General features: G+C 65.4%; 18 protein-coding genes and 1 tRNA gene. All 19 read left to right on the top strand.

What is annotated here, in order from left to right; genetic code table 11:
• Window positions 1–5: 5 nt before the first annotated feature.
• The 19 genes from tpiA to AC1D2O_RS02700 all read left to right on the top strand — a co-directional run bounded on the left by tpiA (window position 6) and on the right by AC1D2O_RS02700 (window position 16,847).
• Complete coding sequence (gene tpiA / locus AC1D2O_RS02790) at window positions 6–758, top strand: triose-phosphate isomerase (protein ID WP_478091429.1); 753 nt, start codon at window positions 6–8, stop codon at window positions 756–758.
• Between the two features lie 40 nt (window positions 759–798).
• On the top strand, window positions 799–1,227 hold the full coding sequence (secG, locus tag AC1D2O_RS02785) for a preprotein translocase subunit SecG (RefSeq protein ID WP_478091431.1): 429 nt from the start codon (window positions 799–801) through the stop codon (window positions 1,225–1,227).
• A gap of 120 nt (window positions 1,228–1,347) precedes the next feature.
• Window positions 1,348–1,432, top strand: a tRNA-Leu gene (locus AC1D2O_RS02780).
• A gap of 58 nt (window positions 1,433–1,490) precedes the next feature.
• Entirely contained in the window at window positions 1,491–1,850 is a 360-nt protein-coding gene (locus AC1D2O_RS02775) for an NADH-quinone oxidoreductase subunit A (RefSeq protein ID WP_442281535.1), read from the top strand.
• A 15-nt stretch (window positions 1,851–1,865) separates the two neighbouring features.
• Window positions 1,866–2,345, top strand: a complete 480-nt coding sequence (locus tag AC1D2O_RS02770; RefSeq protein ID WP_021008163.1) for a NuoB/complex I 20 kDa subunit family protein — start codon at window positions 1,866–1,868, stop codon at window positions 2,343–2,345.
• Window positions 2,346–2,357: 12 nt separating this feature from the next.
• Window positions 2,358–2,966 carry an NADH-quinone oxidoreductase subunit C gene (locus tag AC1D2O_RS02765; RefSeq protein ID WP_478156132.1) on the top strand — a complete coding sequence of 203 codons (609 nt, stop codon included), beginning with the start codon at window positions 2,358–2,360 and terminating at the stop codon, window positions 2,964–2,966.
• Window positions 2,966–4,219 carry an NADH-quinone oxidoreductase subunit D gene (locus tag AC1D2O_RS02760; protein ID WP_478093605.1) on the top strand — a complete coding sequence of 418 codons (1,254 nt, stop codon included), beginning with the start codon at window positions 2,966–2,968 and terminating at the stop codon, window positions 4,217–4,219. Before AC1D2O_RS02765 ends, AC1D2O_RS02760 begins: the two co-directional genes overlap by 1 nt.
• A gap of 8 nt (window positions 4,220–4,227) precedes the next feature.
• Window positions 4,228–4,761, top strand: coding sequence for an NADH-quinone oxidoreductase subunit NuoE family protein (locus AC1D2O_RS02755; protein ID WP_478156131.1), 534 nt, complete (start codon window positions 4,228–4,230; stop codon window positions 4,759–4,761).
• Entirely contained in the window at window positions 4,761–6,101 is a 1,341-nt protein-coding gene (gene nuoF, locus AC1D2O_RS02750) for an NADH-quinone oxidoreductase subunit NuoF (RefSeq protein WP_478093602.1), read from the top strand. The genes AC1D2O_RS02755 and nuoF overlap by 1 nt, the downstream gene beginning before the upstream one ends.
• A gap of 20 nt (window positions 6,102–6,121) precedes the next feature.
• Window positions 6,122–8,266, top strand: coding sequence for an NADH-quinone oxidoreductase subunit NuoG (gene nuoG / locus AC1D2O_RS02745; protein WP_478156129.1), 2,145 nt, complete (start codon window positions 6,122–6,124; stop codon window positions 8,264–8,266).
• Entirely contained in the window at window positions 8,263–9,339 is a 1,077-nt protein-coding gene (gene nuoH / locus AC1D2O_RS02740; RefSeq protein ID WP_478087722.1) for an NADH-quinone oxidoreductase subunit NuoH, read from the top strand. Before nuoG ends, nuoH begins: the two co-directional genes overlap by 4 nt.
• 11 nt (window positions 9,340–9,350) lie before the next feature.
• Window positions 9,351–9,893, top strand: a complete 543-nt coding sequence (nuoI, locus tag AC1D2O_RS02735; protein WP_286529791.1) for an NADH-quinone oxidoreductase subunit NuoI — start codon at window positions 9,351–9,353, stop codon at window positions 9,891–9,893.
• Window positions 9,894–9,932: 39 nt separating this feature from the next.
• Window positions 9,933–10,583 carry an NADH-quinone oxidoreductase subunit J gene (locus AC1D2O_RS02730; RefSeq protein WP_442281527.1) on the top strand — a complete coding sequence of 217 codons (651 nt, stop codon included), beginning with the start codon at window positions 9,933–9,935 and terminating at the stop codon, window positions 10,581–10,583.
• On the top strand, window positions 10,580–10,888 hold the full coding sequence (gene nuoK / locus AC1D2O_RS02725) for an NADH-quinone oxidoreductase subunit NuoK (protein WP_286532244.1): 309 nt from the start codon (window positions 10,580–10,582) through the stop codon (window positions 10,886–10,888). The genes AC1D2O_RS02730 and nuoK overlap by 4 nt, the downstream gene beginning before the upstream one ends.
• A 13-nt stretch (window positions 10,889–10,901) precedes the next feature.
• Window positions 10,902–12,917 carry an NADH-quinone oxidoreductase subunit L gene (gene nuoL / locus AC1D2O_RS02720; RefSeq protein ID WP_478087721.1) on the top strand — a complete coding sequence of 672 codons (2,016 nt, stop codon included), beginning with the start codon at window positions 10,902–10,904 and terminating at the stop codon, window positions 12,915–12,917.
• Window positions 12,918–12,941: 24 nt separating this feature from the next.
• Window positions 12,942–14,417, top strand: a complete 1,476-nt coding sequence (locus tag AC1D2O_RS02715; RefSeq protein WP_478087719.1) for an NADH-quinone oxidoreductase subunit M — start codon at window positions 12,942–12,944, stop codon at window positions 14,415–14,417.
• Window positions 14,418–14,426: 9 nt separating this feature from the next.
• Window positions 14,427–15,914 (top strand): NADH-quinone oxidoreductase subunit NuoN, encoded by a 1,488-nt coding sequence (gene nuoN, locus AC1D2O_RS02710; protein WP_478156127.1) that lies wholly within the window; start codon window positions 14,427–14,429, stop codon window positions 15,912–15,914.
• A gap of 8 nt (window positions 15,915–15,922) precedes the next feature.
• On the top strand, window positions 15,923–16,255 hold the full coding sequence (locus AC1D2O_RS02705; RefSeq protein WP_478087717.1) for a DUF2818 family protein: 333 nt from the start codon (window positions 15,923–15,925) through the stop codon (window positions 16,253–16,255).
• A gap of 1 nt (window position 16,256) precedes the next feature.
• Entirely contained in the window at window positions 16,257–16,847 is a 591-nt protein-coding gene (locus tag AC1D2O_RS02700; RefSeq protein WP_478087716.1) for an NUDIX domain-containing protein, read from the top strand.
• Window positions 16,848–16,850 lie beyond the last annotated feature (3 nt).

Below are 16,850 nucleotides of genomic sequence, written 5' to 3'. Positions count from 1 at the left end.
CAGACATGACGACCCAAAAGAAGCTGATCGCAGGCAACTGGAAGATGAACGGCAGCCTGCCTGCCAACGAGGCGCTGCTGAAGGCCCTGCTGGCCGGCGTGGGCACCCCGGCGTGCGAGATCGCGGTCTGCGTGCCGGCGCCTTACCTGGCGCAGGTGCAGTCGCTGGTGGCCGGCTCGCCGGTCGCGCTCGGCGCGCAGGATCTCTCGGCCCAGCCGCAAGGCGCCTTCACGGGCGAGCAATCGGCTGCGATGCTGAAGGAGTTCGGCGTGCGCTACGCCATCGTCGGGCACTCCGAGCGGCGCCAGTTCCACGGCGAGACCGACGAGCTGGTCGCCGCCAAGACCGCCGCTGCGCTGGCCAACGGCATCACGCCGATCGTCTGCGTCGGCGAAACGCTGTCAGAGCGCGAGGCAGGGCACACCGAGGAGGTGGTCAAGCGCCAGCTGGCCGCGGTGATCCACGTCAACGGCCACTGCATCAGCGAGATCGTGGTCGCGTACGAGCCCGTCTGGGCCATCGGCACCGGCAAGACCGCGACCCCGGCGCAGGCGCAGGCCGTTCATGCGGTGCTGCGCGCCCAGTTGCACCACGCGGCGAGCGAACACGCCGCCGGCATCCGCATCCTCTACGGCGGCAGCATGAACGCGGCCAATGCGGCCGAATTGCTCGCCGAAGCCGACATCGACGGCGGCCTGATCGGCGGCGCCTCCCTCAAGGCCCCGGATTTCCTGCAGATCATTGCAGCGGCCCGCTGAAACGCGCGTGCCCGAAGAAAGAACTTAGGAGTTAGAACGAATGAACGTGGTCCTCAATATCCTGGTGGGCGTGCAGATGCTCACCGCACTCGCGATGATCGGGCTGATCCTGATCCAGCACGGCAAGGGCGCCGACATGGGCGCCGCCTTCGGCAGCGGCAGTGCCGGCAGCCTGTTCGGCGCCAGCGGCAGCGCGAACTTCCTGTCGCGTACCACTGCGGTGCTGGCGGCGGTGTTCTTCGCCTGCACCTTGTTGTTGGCCTATTTCGGCCACGCACGGCCGGCCGGCGGCGGCAGCCTGCTGGAGCGCGCGGCGATCGGCGCACCGGCGGCCGTGCCGGCACCGGCGCCCGCGGCCTCGGATTCCGCGGCGCAGATCCCCAGCGGCAGCGCGCCGGCGGCTCCGGCCGCCGCGGCTTCGGCACCGGCTGCGCCTGCGGCAGGTGCGGGGCAGATCCCGTCCAAGTAAATCCAGTCGAGATCTCTTCAGCCGTGAGTGAAAACGGCTGTTTTTCAGGGTAAACTCTAAAGCTGTTCCGGAAAGCCAAAACCTTACAAGGTTCCTCATGCCATCCGGGCAGCAAAAACCGCGGTCGTGGTGAAATTGGTAGACACGCTATCTTGAGGGGGTAGTGGCGAAAGCTGTGCGAGTTCGAGTCTCGCCGACCGCACCAAATCTCACCGGCAGGAAAAGCACTTCCTGCCGGTGTCAAGCGGTGATTGAACCCCCTGATGAACCTCGATTCCTACCTCCCCGTCCTGCTGTTCATCCTGGTCGGTGTCGGTGTCGGCGTCGCTCCGCAGGTTCTGGGTTACATCCTCGGCCCCAATCGGCCCGACGCAGCAAAGAATTCCCCCTACGAATGCGGCTTCGAAGCCTTCGAAGATGCGCGCATGAAGTTCGACGTCCGGTACTACCTGGTCGCGATTCTCTTCATTCTTTTCGATCTCGAAATCGCTTTTCTCTTTCCCTGGGCCATCGCGCTCAAGGAGATCGGTGCCGTCGGCTTCTGGGCCATGATGATCTTCCTGGCCATCCTCGTCGTGGGCTTCGTCTACGAGTGGAAAAAGGGCGCGCTCGATTGGGAATGACAAGGAATCCGCAAAATGGCCATTGAAGGCGTCATGAAGGAAGGCTTCGTCACCACCACCTACGACTCGGTGGTGAACTGGGCCAAGACCGGATCACTGTGGCCCATGACCTTTGGTCTGGCCTGCTGTGCCGTGGAGATGATGCACGCGGGCGCCGCCCGCTACGACATCGACCGCTTCGGCATGCTGTTCCGCCCCAGCCCGCGCCAGTCCGATCTGATGATCGTGGCCGGCACGCTGTGCAACAAGATGGCGCCGGCGCTGCGCAAGGTCTACGACCAGATGCCCGAGCCGCGCTGGGTGCTCTCGATGGGGTCGTGCGCCAATGGCGGCGGTTACTACCACTACAGCTACTCGGTCGTGCGCGGCTGCGACCGCATCGTGCCGGTCGACGTCTATGTGCCGGGCTGCCCGCCGACCGCCGAGGCGCTTCTGTACGGAATCATCCAGCTCCAGCAGAAGATCCGCCGTACCAACACGATCGCGCGCGCCTGAAGAGCGAGAGACATGACCGACTTTGCCATTTCTCCCGAGGCGCTGCAGACCCAGATCACCGAAACGCTTGGACCCAAGGCCAGGAGCGTCACGCTCGCGCTGGGCGAGGTGACGGTGGTGGTGGCTGCTGCCGACTACCTCGAAGCCGCGACCCTGCTGCGCGACGCCCCCGGCTGCCGCTTCGAGCAGTTGATCGATCTCTGCGGCATGGACTATTCCGATTACCGCGAAGGCGAGTGGCAGGGCGAGCGTTTCTGCGTCGTCACCCACCTGCTGTCCGTCAGCCTGAATCAGCGCGTGCGCCTCAAGGTGTTCGTGCCCAACGAGGACCTGCCGGTCGTCGATTCGCTGACCAGCGTCTGGAATGGCGCCGGCTGGTTCGAGCGCGAAGCCTTCGATCTCTACGGCATCGTGTTCGAGGGCCATGACGACCTGCGCCGCATCCTGACCGACTACGGCTTCATCGGCCATCCGTTCCGCAAGGACTTCCCGGTGTCGGGGCATGTCGAGATGCGCTACGACCCGGAACAGAAACGCGTGATCTACCAGCCGGTCTCGATCGAGCCGCGCGAAATCACTCCCCGGGTGATCCGTGAAGACAACTACGGTGGCTTGCACTGATGGCTGAGATCAAAAACTACACGCTGAACTTCGGCCCGCAACACCCCGCAGCACACGGCGTGCTGCGTCTCGTGCTCGAACTCGACGGCGAAGTCATCCAGCGCGCCGACCCGCACATCGGCCTGCTGCACCGCGCGACCGAGAAGCTCGCCGAGTCCCGCACCTTCATCCAGTCGCTGCCCTACATGGACCGTCTCGACTACGTGTCGATGATGAGCAACGAGCACGCGTACTGCCTCGCGATCGAGCGCCTCATGGGTCTCGACGTGCCGCTGCGCGCGCAGTACATCCGCGTCATGTTCGCCGAGATCACCCGGCTGCTGAACCACCTGCTGTGGCTCGGCGCGCACGGCCTCGACTGCGGTGCGATGAACATGCTCATCTACTGCTTCCGCGAGCGTGAAGACCTGTTCGACATGTACGAGGCGGTGTCGGGTGCGCGCATGCACGCGGCCTATTTCCGACCGGGCGGCGTCTACCGCGACCTGCCCGACGCGATGCCGCAGTACAAGGTCAGCAAGATCAAGAACGCGAAGGCGATCGAGCGGCTCAACGAGAACCGCCAGGGCTCGCTGCTCGATTTCATCGACGACTTCTGCAAGCGCTTCCCGAAGATGGTCGACGAGTACGAGACGCTGCTCACCGACAACCGCATCTGGAAACAGCGCACGGTCGGCATCGGCGTGGTCACGCCCGAACGCGCCCTGAACCTCGGCTTCACCGGCCCGATGCTGCGCGGCTCGGGCATCGCCTGGGACCTGCGCAAGAAGCAGCCCTACGACGTCTATGACCGCATGGAGTTCGACGTCCCCATCGGCGTCACAGGCGACTGCTACGACCGCTACCTGGTTCGCGTCGAGGAGATGCGCCAGGCCAACAAGATCATCCAGCAGTGCTCGGCCTGGCTGCGCGCCAACCCGGGCCCGGTCATCACCAGCAACCACAAGGTGGCGGCGCCGGCGCGCGAATCGATGAAGGCCAACATGGAGGAGCTGATCCACCATTTCAAGCTCTTCACCGAAGGCTTCCACGTGCCCGAAGGCGAGGCCTACGCGGCGGTCGAACACCCGAAGGGCGAGTTCGGCATCTACCTGGTGAGCGACGGCGCCAACAAGCCCTACCGTCTGAAGATCCGCGCACCGGGCTTCCCGCACCTGGCGGCCCTGGACGAAATGGCGCGCGGACACATGATTGCCGATGCGGTCGCCGTGATCGGCACCATGGACATCGTGTTCGGCGAGATCGATCGATGAGCCAACCCATGCATTCCGACACTTCTTCCCACAGCAGCCAGGCGCCGCTGTCGGCCGCCACGCTGGAGCGGTTCGCCCGCGAGGTCGCCAAGTATCCGCCGGCGGGCAGGCAGTCGGCCGTGATGGCCTGCCTGGCCATCGTGCAGCAGGACGAGGGTTTCGTCAGCGAGCAGCGCGAGCGCGAGATCGCGGCCTATCTCGGCATGGCGCCAATCGCGGTGCACGAGGTCACGACCTTCTACAACATGTACAACCAGCGGCCGCTGGGTGCGTACAAGCTCAACGTCTGCACCAACCTGCCGTGCCAGCTGCGCGACGGCGCCGTGGCGCTGGCCCACCTCGAGAAGAAGCTCGGCATCCGCATGGGCGAGACCACGCCCGACGGCATGTTCACGCTGCAGCAGAGCGAATGCCTGGGCGCCTGCGCCGATTCGCCCGTGCTGCTGGTCAACGACCGCACCATGTGCAGCTTCATGAGCAACGAGAAGCTCGACCAGCTGATCGACGGCTTGCGCGGCGCGGCCGCGAAGGGAGCCCAATGATGTCGCCCGAGCAAGTGCTCTCGCAGTTCCAGGCCACCGGGGTCCAGACCTGCTTCCACGACCGCCACATCGAGCCGCAGATCTACGCCGGCCTGAACGGCACCAACTGGCGCCTGGCCGACTACGAGGCGCGCGGCGGCTACAAGGCGCTGCGCAAGATCCTCAGCGAGGGCCTGACGCCCGACCAGGTGATCGCCGAAGTCAAGGCCTCGGGCCTGCGCGGCCGTGGCGGCGCGGGCTTCCCGACCGGCCTCAAGTGGAGCTTCATGCCGCGCCAGTTTCCGGGCCAGAAGTACCTGGTCTGCAACTCGGACGAGGGCGAGCCGGGCACGTGCAAGGACCGCGACATCCTGCAGTTCAACCCGCACATCGTGATCGAGGGCATGGCCATCGCGGCTTACGCGATGGGCATCAGCGTGGGCTACAACTACATCCACGGCGAGATCTTCCAGTCCTACGACCGCTTCGAGGAAGCGCTCGAGGAGGCGCGCGCCGCCGGCTACCTCGGCGACGGCATCATGGGCAGCAGCTACAACTTCCAGCTGCACGCCGCGCACGGCTTCGGCGCCTACATCTGCGGCGAGGAAACCGCGCTGCTCGAATCGCTCGAAGGCAAGAAGGGCCAGCCGCGCTTCAAGCCGCCGTTCCCGGCCAGCTTCGGCCTCTACGGCAAGCCGACCACGATCAACAACACCGAGACCTTCGCGGCGGTGCCGTGGATCATCAACAACGGTGGCGTGGCCTACCTCGAGTGCGGCAAGCCGAACAACGGCGGCACCAAGATCTATTCGGTCAGCGGCGACGTCGAGCTGCCCGGCAACTACGAAGTGCCGATGGGCACGCCGTTCTCCAAGCTGCTCGAACTCGCGGGCGGCGTGCGCAAGGGCCGCCAGCTCAAGGCGGTGATCCCCGGCGGATCGTCGTCGCCGGTGCTGCCGGCCGCGATCATGATGGAGTGCACGATGGACTACGACTCCATCGCCAAGGCCGGCTCTATGCTGGGCTCGGGCGCCGTCATCGTGATGGACGACAGCCGCTCGATGGTCGAGTCGCTCAAGCGGCTTTCGTACTTCTACATGCACGAATCCTGCGGCCAGTGCACGCCCTGCCGCGAGGGCACGGGCTGGCTCTGGCGCGTGGTCGACCGCATCCACAACGGCAAGGGCAGGGCGTCCGACATGGACCTGCTGAACTCGGTCGCCGACAACATCCAGGGCCGCACCATCTGTGCGCTGGGCGACGCCGCCGCGATGCCGGTGCGCGCCATGATCAAGCACTTCCGCCACGAGTTCGAGGCGTTGATTCCGGGCTACGTCCAGCCGACGCCGGCCAAGGCCTGATGAGGCGCTGAGAAAAACATATGGTTGAAATCGAACTCGACGGCAAGAAGGTCGACATCGTCGAAGGCAGCATGATCATGCATGCGGCCGACAAGGCGGGCACCTACATCCCGCACTTCTGCTATCACAAGAAACTCAGCATCGCGGCCAATTGCCGCATGTGCCTGGTCGACGTCGAAAAGGCGCCCAAGCCGATGCCGGCCTGCGCCACGCCCGTGACGCAGGGCATGATCGTCCGCACCAAGAGCGACAAGGCCATCAAGGCCCAGCAGTCGGTGATGGAGTTCCTGCTGATCAACCACCCGCTCGACTGCCCGATCTGCGACCAGGGCGGCGAATGCCAACTGCAGGACCTGGCCGTGGGCTACGGCGCCTCGTCTTCCCGCTACGAGGAAGAAAAGCGCGTGGTGTTCCACAAGGACGTCGGCCCGCTGATCAGCATGGAAGAGATGAGCCGCTGCATCCATTGCACGCGCTGCGTCCGCTTCGGCCAGGAAGTGGCCGGCGTGATGGAGCTCGGCATGTCGCACCGCGGCGAGCACGCCGAGATCGAGACCTTCCTCGGCGACTCGGTCGACTCCGAGCTGTCGGGCAACATGATCGACATCTGCCCGGTCGGCGCGCTCACGAGCAAGCCCTTCCGCTACAGCGCCCGCACCTGGGAGCTGTCGCGCCGCAAGTCGGTCAGCCCGCACGACTCCACCGGCGCCAACCTGATCGTCCAGGTCAAGAACAACCGCGTGATGCGCGTGGTGCCGCTCGAGAACGAAGACGTCAACGAATGCTGGATCGCCGACCGCGACCGCTTCTCGTACGAGGCGCTGAACGGCCCCGAACGCCTGACGCAGCCCATGCTCAAGCAGGGCGGCCATTGGCAGCAGGTCGACTGGCAGACCGCGCTCGAATACGTCGCCAACGGCCTGAAGCAGATCAAGGCCGACCACGGTGCCCAGAGCATCGGCACGCTGGCCAGCCCGCACAGCACGCTCGAAGAGCTTCACCTGGCCAAGCTGCTGACGCACGGCCTTGGCAGCGGCAACATCGACTACCGCCTGCGCAACGCCGAGTTCGGCGCGGCCGAAGGCATCCGCTGGCTCGGCACTTCGATCGCCTCGCTGTCGCAGCTCCAGCGCGTGCTGGTGGTCGGTTCGAACCTGCGCAAGGACCATCCGCTGTTCGCGCAGCGCATCCGCCAGTCGGTGCGCAAGGGCGGCGCATTGAGCGCCATCACCTCGCCTGAACTGCTGGCCGACGCCGACGCCTGGGCCATCCCGCTCGCCCAGGCGGTGCGCGTGCCGGCCGACCAGTGGGTCGACGCCCTGGCCGAACTCGCCGGCGCGATCGCCGAGACCACCGGCGCCACCGCACCGGTGGCGCGCAACGGCGCCGCCGGCGACGCCGCGAAGGCCCTGGCCGCCTCGCTGCTCGGCGGCGAGCGCAAGGCGATCCTGCTCGGCAATGCCGCGGCTCACCATCCGCGTGCCGGCAGCCTGCTGGCGCTGGCCAACTGGATCGGCGCCCAGACCGGCGCCAGCGTCGGCTACCTGACCGAAGCCGCCAACACGGTGGGCGCGCAGCTGGTCGGCGCACTGCCCAGGCAGGGCGGGTTGAACGCGGGCCAGATGCTCGCGGGCGGCCTCAAGGCTGCGCTGTTGCTCAACACCGAGCCGGCGTTCGACTCGGCCGCTGGCGAGTCCGCGCTCGACGGCCTCGCGCGTGCGCAGATGGTTGTCACGCTGAGCCCGTTCAAGGCGAACCTCGAAATCAGCGATGTGCTGCTGCCGATCGCCCCGTTCACCGAAACGCCCGGCACCTTCGTCAACGCCGAAGGCCGTGTCCAGAGCTTCCATGCGGTCGTCAAGCCGCAGGGCGAGGCGCGACCGGCCTGGAAGGTGCTGCGCGTGCTGGCCAACCTGCTGGGCCTGCCGGGCTTCGCTTTCGAGTCGACCGGCGACGTGCTGGCCGACCTCGGTTCGCCCGCCCAGGTGGCAGCCGACAAGCTGGCCAACACCACCCGCGCAGCGATCGACACCAGCGACGCGGCGCAGCCGGCACCGGTGGTCGCTGGCATCTACCAGCTCGACTCGATCGTGCGCCGCGCACCGTCGCTGCAGCTCACCGCCGATGCCCGCCAGGCAGCGGCCGCACAGGAGGTGTCGGCATGATCGACGCACTGCACGGCTTCGGCCTCGGCCTGGTGTCTGCCGGCTGGTGGACAGGCGTCCTCTGGCCGGTGATCTGGACCCTGATCAAGATCATCGTCGTCGTGATCCCGCTGATGGGCGCGGTCGCCTACCTCACGCTGTGGGAGCGCAAGGCCATCGGCTTCACGCAGATCCGCATCGGCCCCAACCGCGTCGGCCCGCTGGGCCTGCTGCAGCCGATCGCCGACGCGCTCAAGCTGCTGACCAAGGAAATCATCCTGCCGACGGTCGCCAACAAGGGCTTGTTCCTGCTGGGGCCGATCATGACCATCATGCCGGCGCTGGCCGCCTGGGCGGTCATTCCCTTCGGTCCCGAGGTCGCGCTGGCCAACATCAACGCCGGCCTGCTGTTCGTGATGGCCATCACCTCGCTGGAGGTCTACGGCGTGATCATCGCCGGCTGGGCCTCGAATTCGAAGTACGCCTTCCTCGGCGCGCTGCGCGCCTCGGCGCAGATGGTCAGCTACGAAATCGCGATGGGCTTCTGCTTCGTCGTGGTGCTGATGGTCTCGGCCAGCCTCAACATGACGGACATCGTGATGGGGCAGGGCAGGGGCCACTTCGCCTCGATGGGCGTCGGCTTCCTGTCGTGGAACTGGCTCTCGCTGCTGCCGATCTTCGTCGTCTACTTCATCTCCGGCCTGGCCGAAACCAACCGCCACCCCTTCGACGTCGTCGAAGGCGAATCGGAGATCGTCGCCGGCCACATGATCGAGTACTCGGGCATGAGCTTCGCGATGTTCTTCCTGGCCGAGTACGCCAACATGTGGCTGGTCTCGATCCTGTGCGCGGTGCTGTTCCTCGGCGGCTGGCTGCCCCCGTTCGACTTCCTGGCCTTCATCCCGGGCTGGATCTGGCTCGGCCTCAAGACCTTCTGCGTGGTCACGATGTTCCTCTGGGTCCGCTCGACCTTCCCGCGCTTTCGCTATGACCAGATCATGCGGCTGGGCTGGAAGATCTTCATTCCGGTCACGCTGGTGTGGCTGGTGGTGGTGGGCGCCTGGATGCAGACCCCCTTCAACATCTGGAAATAACAGGAACTGCCATGACTGCGCCCTCCGCCAGCGCGCTTGCGCGCTCCTCGACGACCGCGTCCGCGCCTTTCTCGCTCAAGGACTTCCTGTCCAGCTTCATGCTGGTCGAGCTGTTCAAGGGCCTGGCGCTGACCGGCAAGTACGCCTTCAGCCGCAAGATCACCGTGCAGTTCCCGGAAGAGAAGACGCCGCTGTCGCCGCGCTTCCGCGGCCTGCATGCGCTGCGCCGCTATGAGAACGGCGAAGAGCGCTGCATCGCCTGCAAGCTCTGCGAGGCTGTCTGCCCGGCGCTCGCGATCACGATCGAATCCGAGGTGCGTGACGACGGCTCGCGCCGCACCACGCGCTACGACATCGACCTGACCAAGTGCATCTTCTGCGGCTTCTGCGAAGAGAGCTGCCCGGTCGACTCGATCGTCGAGACCCACATCTTCGAATACCACGGCGAAAAGCGGGGCGACCTGTACTTCACCAAGGACATGCTGCTCGCCGTCGGCGACCGCTACGAAAAAGAAATCGCCGCCAACAAGGCGGCGGACGCCAAGTACCGCTGAGGCGGTTGGCCCGAACCTCGAAGAAAACGAATCCGACCCATGGACGTCAAGACCGGTCTGTTCTATCTGTTTGCCGCGGTACTGCTGTTCGCAGCTTTCCGCGTCATCACCGCGCGCAACCCCGTGTATGCGGCGCTCTACCTGGTGCTGGCGTTCTTCCAGGCATCGGCCATCTGGCTCCTGCTGCGCGCCGAGTTCCTGGCCATCACGCTGGTGCTCGTCTACGTGGGGGCGGTGATGGTGCTGTTCCTGTTCGTGGTCATGATGCTCGACATCAATGTCGAGGGCCTGCGCGAGGGCTTCTGGAAGCACTTCCCGCTGGCCGCCGGCGTCGGCGCGCTGATCGCGCTCGAGATGGCCGCGGTGCTGATGGGCGGTTTCCGCCTGACCTCGCCGAAGACGCTGTCGGCGATCCAGGGGCCGGAGACCTCGAACACGCTCGAGCTCGGCAAGCTGCTCTATTCCCAATACCTCTATCCGCTGGAGATTGCCGCGGTGATCCTGCTGGTCGCGATCGTCGCCGCCATCGCGCTGACGCTGCGCAGGCGCAAGGACAGCAAGTATGTGAATCCGGCCGACCAGGTCCGCGTGAAGGCGCGCGACCGCGTGCGCATCGTCCAGGTGCCCGTCACGCGCCAGGCTGAACCGGTCGCGGAGCAACCCGCGGCTGCTGCGGAGACCAAGGCATGACGCTCACGCTCGGACACTTCCTTTCGCTCGGCGCGATGCTCTTCGCGCTGTCTGTCATCGGCATCTTCCTGAACCGCAAGAACCTGATCGTGCTGCTCATGTGCGTGGAGCTGATGCTGCTCGCGGTCAACATGAACTTCGTCGCCTTCTCGTACTTCCTCGGCGACATGCACGGACAGGTCTTCGTCTTCTTCATCCTGACGGTCGCGGCGGCCGAGTCGGCCATCGGGCTGGCGCTGCTGGTGCTGCTGTTCCGCAACAAGTCGAACATCAACGTCGACGAACTGAATGCGCTGAAGGGCTGAAGAAGGTTTACTCATGAGCGCTACTCTTTCCGCATCCACCCTCCTGGCCGTCCCGCTCGCGCCGCTGGTCGGCGCCGTCGTCGCCGGCCTGTTCGGCACGAAGTTCGGCGGCAACCACATCGGCCGCCGCGTCACCCACTCGCTGACCATCCTCGGCGTGCTGGTGTCCTTCATCATCTCCGCCATGACGCTCAACAGCGTCGTGAACGACGGCGCGCGCTTCAACGCCACCATCTATGAATGGATGACCGTCGGCGGCCTGAAGATGGAGATCGGCTTCCTGGTCGACGGCCTGACCGCGATGATGATGTGCGTCGTGACCTTCGTGTCGCTGATGGTGCACGTCTACACCATCGGCTACATGCAGGAAGACGACGGCTACAACCGTTTCTTCGCCTACATCTCGCTCTTCACCTTCTCGATGCTGATGCTCGTGATGAGCAACAACATGCTCCAGCTGTTCTTCGGCTGGGAGGCGGTGGGCCTGGTGTCCTATCTGCTGATCGGCTTCTGGTACAACCGGCCGACCGCGATCTTCGCCAACCTGAAGGCCTTCGTGGTCAACCGCGTGGGCGACTTCGGCTTCATCCTCGGCATCGGCCTGATCGCCGCCTACGCCGGCACGCTGAACTACGGCGAAGCCTTCGCCAAGGCCGACGCGCTGGCCAAGATCACCTTCCCGGGCACCGAGTGGCTGCTGATCACCGTGATCTGCATCTGCCTGTTCATCGGCGCGATGGGCAAGAGCGCGCAGTTCCCGCTGCACGTCTGGCTGCCCGACTCGATGGAAGGCCCGACCCCGATCTCGGCGCTGATCCACGCCGCGACCATGGTCACGGCCGGCATCTTCATGGTGGCGCGCATGTCGCCGCTGTTCGAGCTGAGCGACACCGCGCTGAGCTTCATCCTCGTGATCGGCGGCATCACCGCGCTGTTCATGGGCTTCCTGGGCGTCGTCCAGAACGACATCAAGCGCGTGGTGGCCTATTCCACCCTGTCCCAGCTCGGCTACATGACGGTGGCGCTCGGCGCCTCGGCCTATTCGGTCGCCGTGTTCCACCTGATGACCCACGCCTTCTTCAAGGCGCTGCTGTTCCTCGGCGCCGGCTCCGTGATCATCGGCTTGCACCACAACCAGGACATGCGCTGGATGGGCAACGTGCGCAAGTACATGCCGATCACCTGGATCACCTCGCTGGTGGGTTCGCTGGCGCTCATCGGCACGCCGTTCTTCTCGGGCTTCTATTCCAAGGACAGCATCATCGAAGCGGTGCGCGAGAGTCACCTCTGGGGCTCGGGCTTCGCCTACTTCGCAGTGCTGGCGAGCGTGTTCGTCACCGCCCTGTATTCGTTCCGCATGTATTTCCTGGTGTTCCACGGCAAGGAGCGCTTCGACCAGAACCCGGACGCGCACCACGACGACCACGGTCACGGCCACGATAACCACCACGAGCCGCACGAGTCCCCCTGGGTGGTCTGGGTGCCGCTGGTGGCGCTGGCGATCCCGTCGGTCGTGATCGGCTTCATGACGATCCAGCCGATGCTCTTCGGCGAGTTCTTCAAGGGCGCGATCTTCGTCGGCGAAGATCACCACGCCATGAAGGAACTGGCCGAGGCCTTCCACGGCCCGTTCGCGATGGCCATCCACGGCCTGACCGCGGCGCCGTTCTGGCTCGCGCTCGGCGGCGTGGTGGTGGCCTGGTACCTGTACCTGGTCAACCCGGCCGTGCCGGCCGCGATCAAGCGCGCCTTCGGCCCGATCTACACCCTGCTCGAGAACAAGTACTACATGGACTGGTTCAACGAGAACGTCATCGCCCGCGCCACCCGCGCGCTGGGCACCGGCCTCTGGAAGGGCGGCGACCAGGGGATCATCGACGGTGCCATCGTCAACGGCTCCTGGAAGCTGGTCGGCCGCGTCGCGGGCGCAGTGCGCTGGCTGCAGTCGGGCTATATCTATCACTACGCCTTCTCGATGCTGCTCGGCATCTTCGTTCTGATGTCGTACTTCGTCTGGTTCAAGCGGTAAGCGGCTCTCTGGAGAAAAACAAAAATGGGTTTGTTGAGCCTTGCCATCTGGATGCCGATCGCCTTCGGCGTCGTGCTGTTGGCCTTCGGTCGGGACGAACACGCGAGGGGCGTGCGCTGGGTTGCGCTCGTCGGTTCGGTCGCGAGCTTCCTGGTCACCTTGCCGCTCTGGTCGCGTTTCCAGAACGGAACTGCCGCGATGCAGTTCGTCGAGAAGGAGCGCTGGATCGATCGCTTCAACATCAACTACCACATCGGCCTGGACGGCATCTCGTTCTGGCTGGTGCTGCTGACCGCCTTCATCACCGTGATCGTGGTGATCTCGGCCTGGGAAGTCATCACCGAGCGCGTGAACCAGTACATGGGCGCCTTCCTGATCCTCTCGGGGCTCATGATCGGCAGCTTCTCGGCGCTTGACGGCCTGCTGTTCTACGTCTTCTTCGAAGCCACGCTGATCCCGATGTACCTGATCATCGGGATCTGGGGCGGTCCGAACAAGATCTACGCGGCCTTCAAGTTCTTCATCTACACGCTGCTCGGCTCGCTGTTGATGCTGGTCGCGCTGATCTACCTGTACAACCAGTCGGGCGGCAGCTTCGACATCCTGAGCTGGCACAAGCTGCCGCTGTCGGGCACCGCGCAGACCCTGCTGTTCTTCGCCTTCTTCGCGTCCTTCGCGGTCAAGGTGCCGATGTGGCCGGTCCACACGTGGCTGCCCGACGTGCACGTCGAGGCGCCCACGGGCGGCTCCGCGGTGCTGGCGGCGATCATGCTGAAGCTCGGCGCCTACGGCTTCCTGCGGTTCTCGATGCCGATCGCGCCCGATGCCTCGCACGAATGGGCCTGGCTCATGATCGCGCTGTCGCTGATCGCGGTGATCTACGTCGGCCTGGTCGCGCTGGTGCAGCAGGACATGAAGAAGCTGGTGGCCTATTCGTCGGTGGCCCACATGGGCTTCGTGACGCTCGGCTTCTTCATCTTCAACGAACTCGGCGTCGCCGGCGGCATCGTTCAGATGATCGCCCACGGCTTCGTCTCGGGCGCGATGTTCCTGTGCATCGGCGTGCTCTACGACCGCGTGCATTCGCGCCAGATCGCCGACTACGGCGGCGTGGTCAACACCATGCCCAAGTTCGCCGCCTTCGCGCTGCTGTTCGCGATGGCCAACTGCGGCCTGCCGGCCACCGCCGGTTTCGTCGGCGAGTGGATGGTGATCCTCGGCGCGGTCAAGGCCAACTTCTGGCTCGGCCTGGGGGCCGCCACCGCGCTGATCTTCGGCGCCGCCTACACGCTGTGGATGTACAAGCGGGTCTACCTGGGCCCGGTCGGCAACGACCACGTGAAGGAACTCGGCGACATCAATGCGCGCGAATTCCTCATGCTGTCGCTGCTCGCGATCGCGGTGCTGTGGATGGGCCTCTATCCCAAACCTTTCACCGATGTGATGAATGCCTCCGTGGATGGGCTGCTGCAGCACGTGTCCGTCTCCAAGCTGCCGTAAGAGAACAAGATGATTGACAAACTCAGCTGGATGACGATCTACCCCGAGGCGGTGCTGCTGATCATGGCCTGCATCATCGCGCTGGTCGATCTGTCCGCGACCAGCGCGCGCCGTACCGGCACCTATGTGCTGACCCTGCTCACGCTCGCGATCGTCGCGGTGCTGACCGGCTTCAACGCCGCCGAGGGCAAGACGATCTACGGTTTCGGCGGCATGGTCGTCAGCGATCCGATGGGCAGCTGGCTCAAGTGCTTCGCGACCCTGGCCCTGATGGTGACGCTGGTCTACGGCCGGCCCTATGCCGCCGACCGCGGCATGCTGCGCGGCGGCGAACTGTTCACGCTCAGCCTGTTCGCGCTGCTGGGCATGTTCGTGATGATGTCGGGCAGCAACTTCCTGCTGATCTACCTGGGCCTCGAACTGCTGACGCTCTCGAGCTATGCGCTGGTGGCCCTGCGCCGCGACAACGCGGTGGCGAGCGAAGCGGCCATGAAGTACTTCGTGCTCGGCGCCATGGCCAGCGGCTTCCTGCTCTACGGCCTGTCGATGATGTACGGCGCCACCGGCTCGCTCGACATCAACGAGGTGTTCAAGGCCATCGCCAGCCGCAACGTGAACCACCAGGTGCTGGTGTTCGGTCTGGTCTTCATCGTCGCCGGCCTGGCGTTCAAGGTCGGTGCCGCGCCGTTCCACATGTGGGTGCCCGACGTCTACCAGGGTGCGCCGACCGCGGTCACGCTGATGATCGGCGCGGCGCCGGAGCTGGCGGCCTTCGCGATCATCATCCGCCTGCTGGTGGAGGGGCTGCTGCCGCTGGCGATCGACTGGCAGCAGATGCTCGCACTGCTGGCCATCGCCTCGCTGCTGGTCGGCAACCTGGCCGCCATCGCGCAGACCAACCTCAAGCGCATGCTGGCCTACTCGACCATCGCGCAGATGGGCTTCATGCTGCTGGGCCTGGTGGCGGGCGTGGTCAACGGGAACACCTACAACGCCCAGTTCGCCTACAGCGCCTCGATGTTCTACATCGTGACCTACGTGCTGACCACGCTGGCGGCTTTCGGCATCATCCTGCTGCTGGCGCGCGAGGGTTTCGAGAGCGAGGAAATCACCGATCTCGCCGGTCTCAACCAGCGCAGCCCGCTCTATGCCGGCGTGATGGCGATCGCGATGTTCTCGCTGGCCGGCATTCCTCCGCTGGTCGGCTTCTACGCCAAGCTGGCCGTGCTGCAGGCGTTGATCGCCTCGGGTCAGGCCCTGTATATCGGTCTGGCCGTGTTCGCGGTCATGATGTCGCTGATCGGCGCCTTCTACTACCTGCGCGTGGTCAAGGTGATGTACTTCGATGCGCCGGTCACGGCCAGCACGGTCTCGGCGCCGGCCGACGTGCGCACCGTGCTGACGCTCAACGGCGCCCTGATCCTGGTGCTCGGCATCCTGCCCGGTGGTCTCATGACGCTGTGTGCGAAAGCGATCGTGGCCACCTTGGCCACCTGAGCGCGACGGTGTCACAAAGCGCGTCGGTCTGGATGGTGCTGGGGGTGGCGCTGCTGGCGGCCAACTTGCCCTTCCTCAACGAGCGCCTGTTCGGGCTGGTGCCGCTCCCGGCCCGTGCCAAGTCGCTCGCCGTCCGGCTGGCCGAATTGGTGCTGCTCTATGTCGCGGCCGGCGGCATCGGCCTGCTGTTCGAGCGCCGGGTCGGCCAGATAGCGTCGCAGGGCTGGGAGTTCTATGCCGTCACGGGGGCGCTGTTCATCGTGCTGGCCTTTCCCGGGTTCACCTGGCGCTATCTCCTGAAGCACCGACACGGCGGGATGCATCGTCCCCACGCACACTGACATGACCGACAAGCACCTGAGGGAAGAGCTCACCGCGAGCGAACTGCTGTTCAAGGGCAACTTCCTGCACGCCAAGCGCGATACGGTGCGCCTGCCCGACGGCCACTCCGCGACGCGCGAGTACGTGGTGCATCCGGGCGCGGTGGTGGTGGTGCCGCTGCTCGACGACGGCCGCGTCGTGCTCGAGCGCCAGTACCGCTATCCGGTCGCCCACGTGATGACCGAATTCCCAGCCGGAAAGCTCGATGCGGGCGAAGAACCGCTGGTCTGCGGCCAGCGCGAGCTGCTCGAGGAAACCGGCTACACCGCGCGCGAGTGGGCCCGCGCCGGTGCCATGCATCTCGCCGTGGCGTACTCGACCGAGATCATCCACATCTACTTTGCGCGTGGCCTGACGCTGGGGGACCGTCAGCTCGACCACGGCGAGTTCCTCGACGTGATCAGTGCCACGCCCGAGGAGCTGATGGGCTGGTGCCGCGACGGCACGGTGTCGGACGCCAAGACGCTGACCTGCACGCTCTGGCTCCAGAACGTCCTGTCGGGCGAATGGGTGCTCGACTGGCACGACACATCTTTGCCCGCCGGCCGATAATCG

Source organism: Variovorax sp. P1_G12 (genome assembly GCF_056405555.1).
This window is presented reverse-complemented; position numbering and strand designations above follow the sequence as displayed.

Coding starts and splice junctions, on each gene's coding strand:
- tpiA (WP_478091429.1), top strand. CDS start 6: ATGACGACCCAAAAGAAGCTGATCGCAGGCAACTGGAAGATGAACGGC.
- secG (WP_478091431.1), top strand. CDS start 799: ATGAACGTGGTCCTCAATATCCTGGTGGGCGTGCAGATGCTCACCGCA.
- AC1D2O_RS02775 (WP_442281535.1), top strand. CDS start 1,491: ATGAACCTCGATTCCTACCTCCCCGTCCTGCTGTTCATCCTGGTCGGT.
- AC1D2O_RS02770 (WP_021008163.1), top strand. CDS start 1,866: ATGGCCATTGAAGGCGTCATGAAGGAAGGCTTCGTCACCACCACCTAC.
- AC1D2O_RS02765 (WP_478156132.1), top strand. CDS start 2,358: ATGACCGACTTTGCCATTTCTCCCGAGGCGCTGCAGACCCAGATCACC.
- AC1D2O_RS02760 (WP_478093605.1), top strand. CDS start 2,966: ATGGCTGAGATCAAAAACTACACGCTGAACTTCGGCCCGCAACACCCC.
- AC1D2O_RS02755 (WP_478156131.1), top strand. CDS start 4,228: ATGCATTCCGACACTTCTTCCCACAGCAGCCAGGCGCCGCTGTCGGCC.
- nuoF (WP_478093602.1), top strand. CDS start 4,761: ATGTCGCCCGAGCAAGTGCTCTCGCAGTTCCAGGCCACCGGGGTCCAG.
- nuoG (WP_478156129.1), top strand. CDS start 6,122: ATGGTTGAAATCGAACTCGACGGCAAGAAGGTCGACATCGTCGAAGGC.
- nuoH (WP_478087722.1), top strand. CDS start 8,263: ATGATCGACGCACTGCACGGCTTCGGCCTCGGCCTGGTGTCTGCCGGC.
- nuoI (WP_286529791.1), top strand. CDS start 9,351: ATGACTGCGCCCTCCGCCAGCGCGCTTGCGCGCTCCTCGACGACCGCG.
- AC1D2O_RS02730 (WP_442281527.1), top strand. CDS start 9,933: ATGGACGTCAAGACCGGTCTGTTCTATCTGTTTGCCGCGGTACTGCTG.
- nuoK (WP_286532244.1), top strand. CDS start 10,580: ATGACGCTCACGCTCGGACACTTCCTTTCGCTCGGCGCGATGCTCTTC.
- nuoL (WP_478087721.1), top strand. CDS start 10,902: ATGAGCGCTACTCTTTCCGCATCCACCCTCCTGGCCGTCCCGCTCGCG.
- AC1D2O_RS02715 (WP_478087719.1), top strand. CDS start 12,942: ATGGGTTTGTTGAGCCTTGCCATCTGGATGCCGATCGCCTTCGGCGTC.
- nuoN (WP_478156127.1), top strand. CDS start 14,427: ATGATTGACAAACTCAGCTGGATGACGATCTACCCCGAGGCGGTGCTG.
- AC1D2O_RS02700 (WP_478087716.1), top strand. CDS start 16,257: ATGACCGACAAGCACCTGAGGGAAGAGCTCACCGCGAGCGAACTGCTG.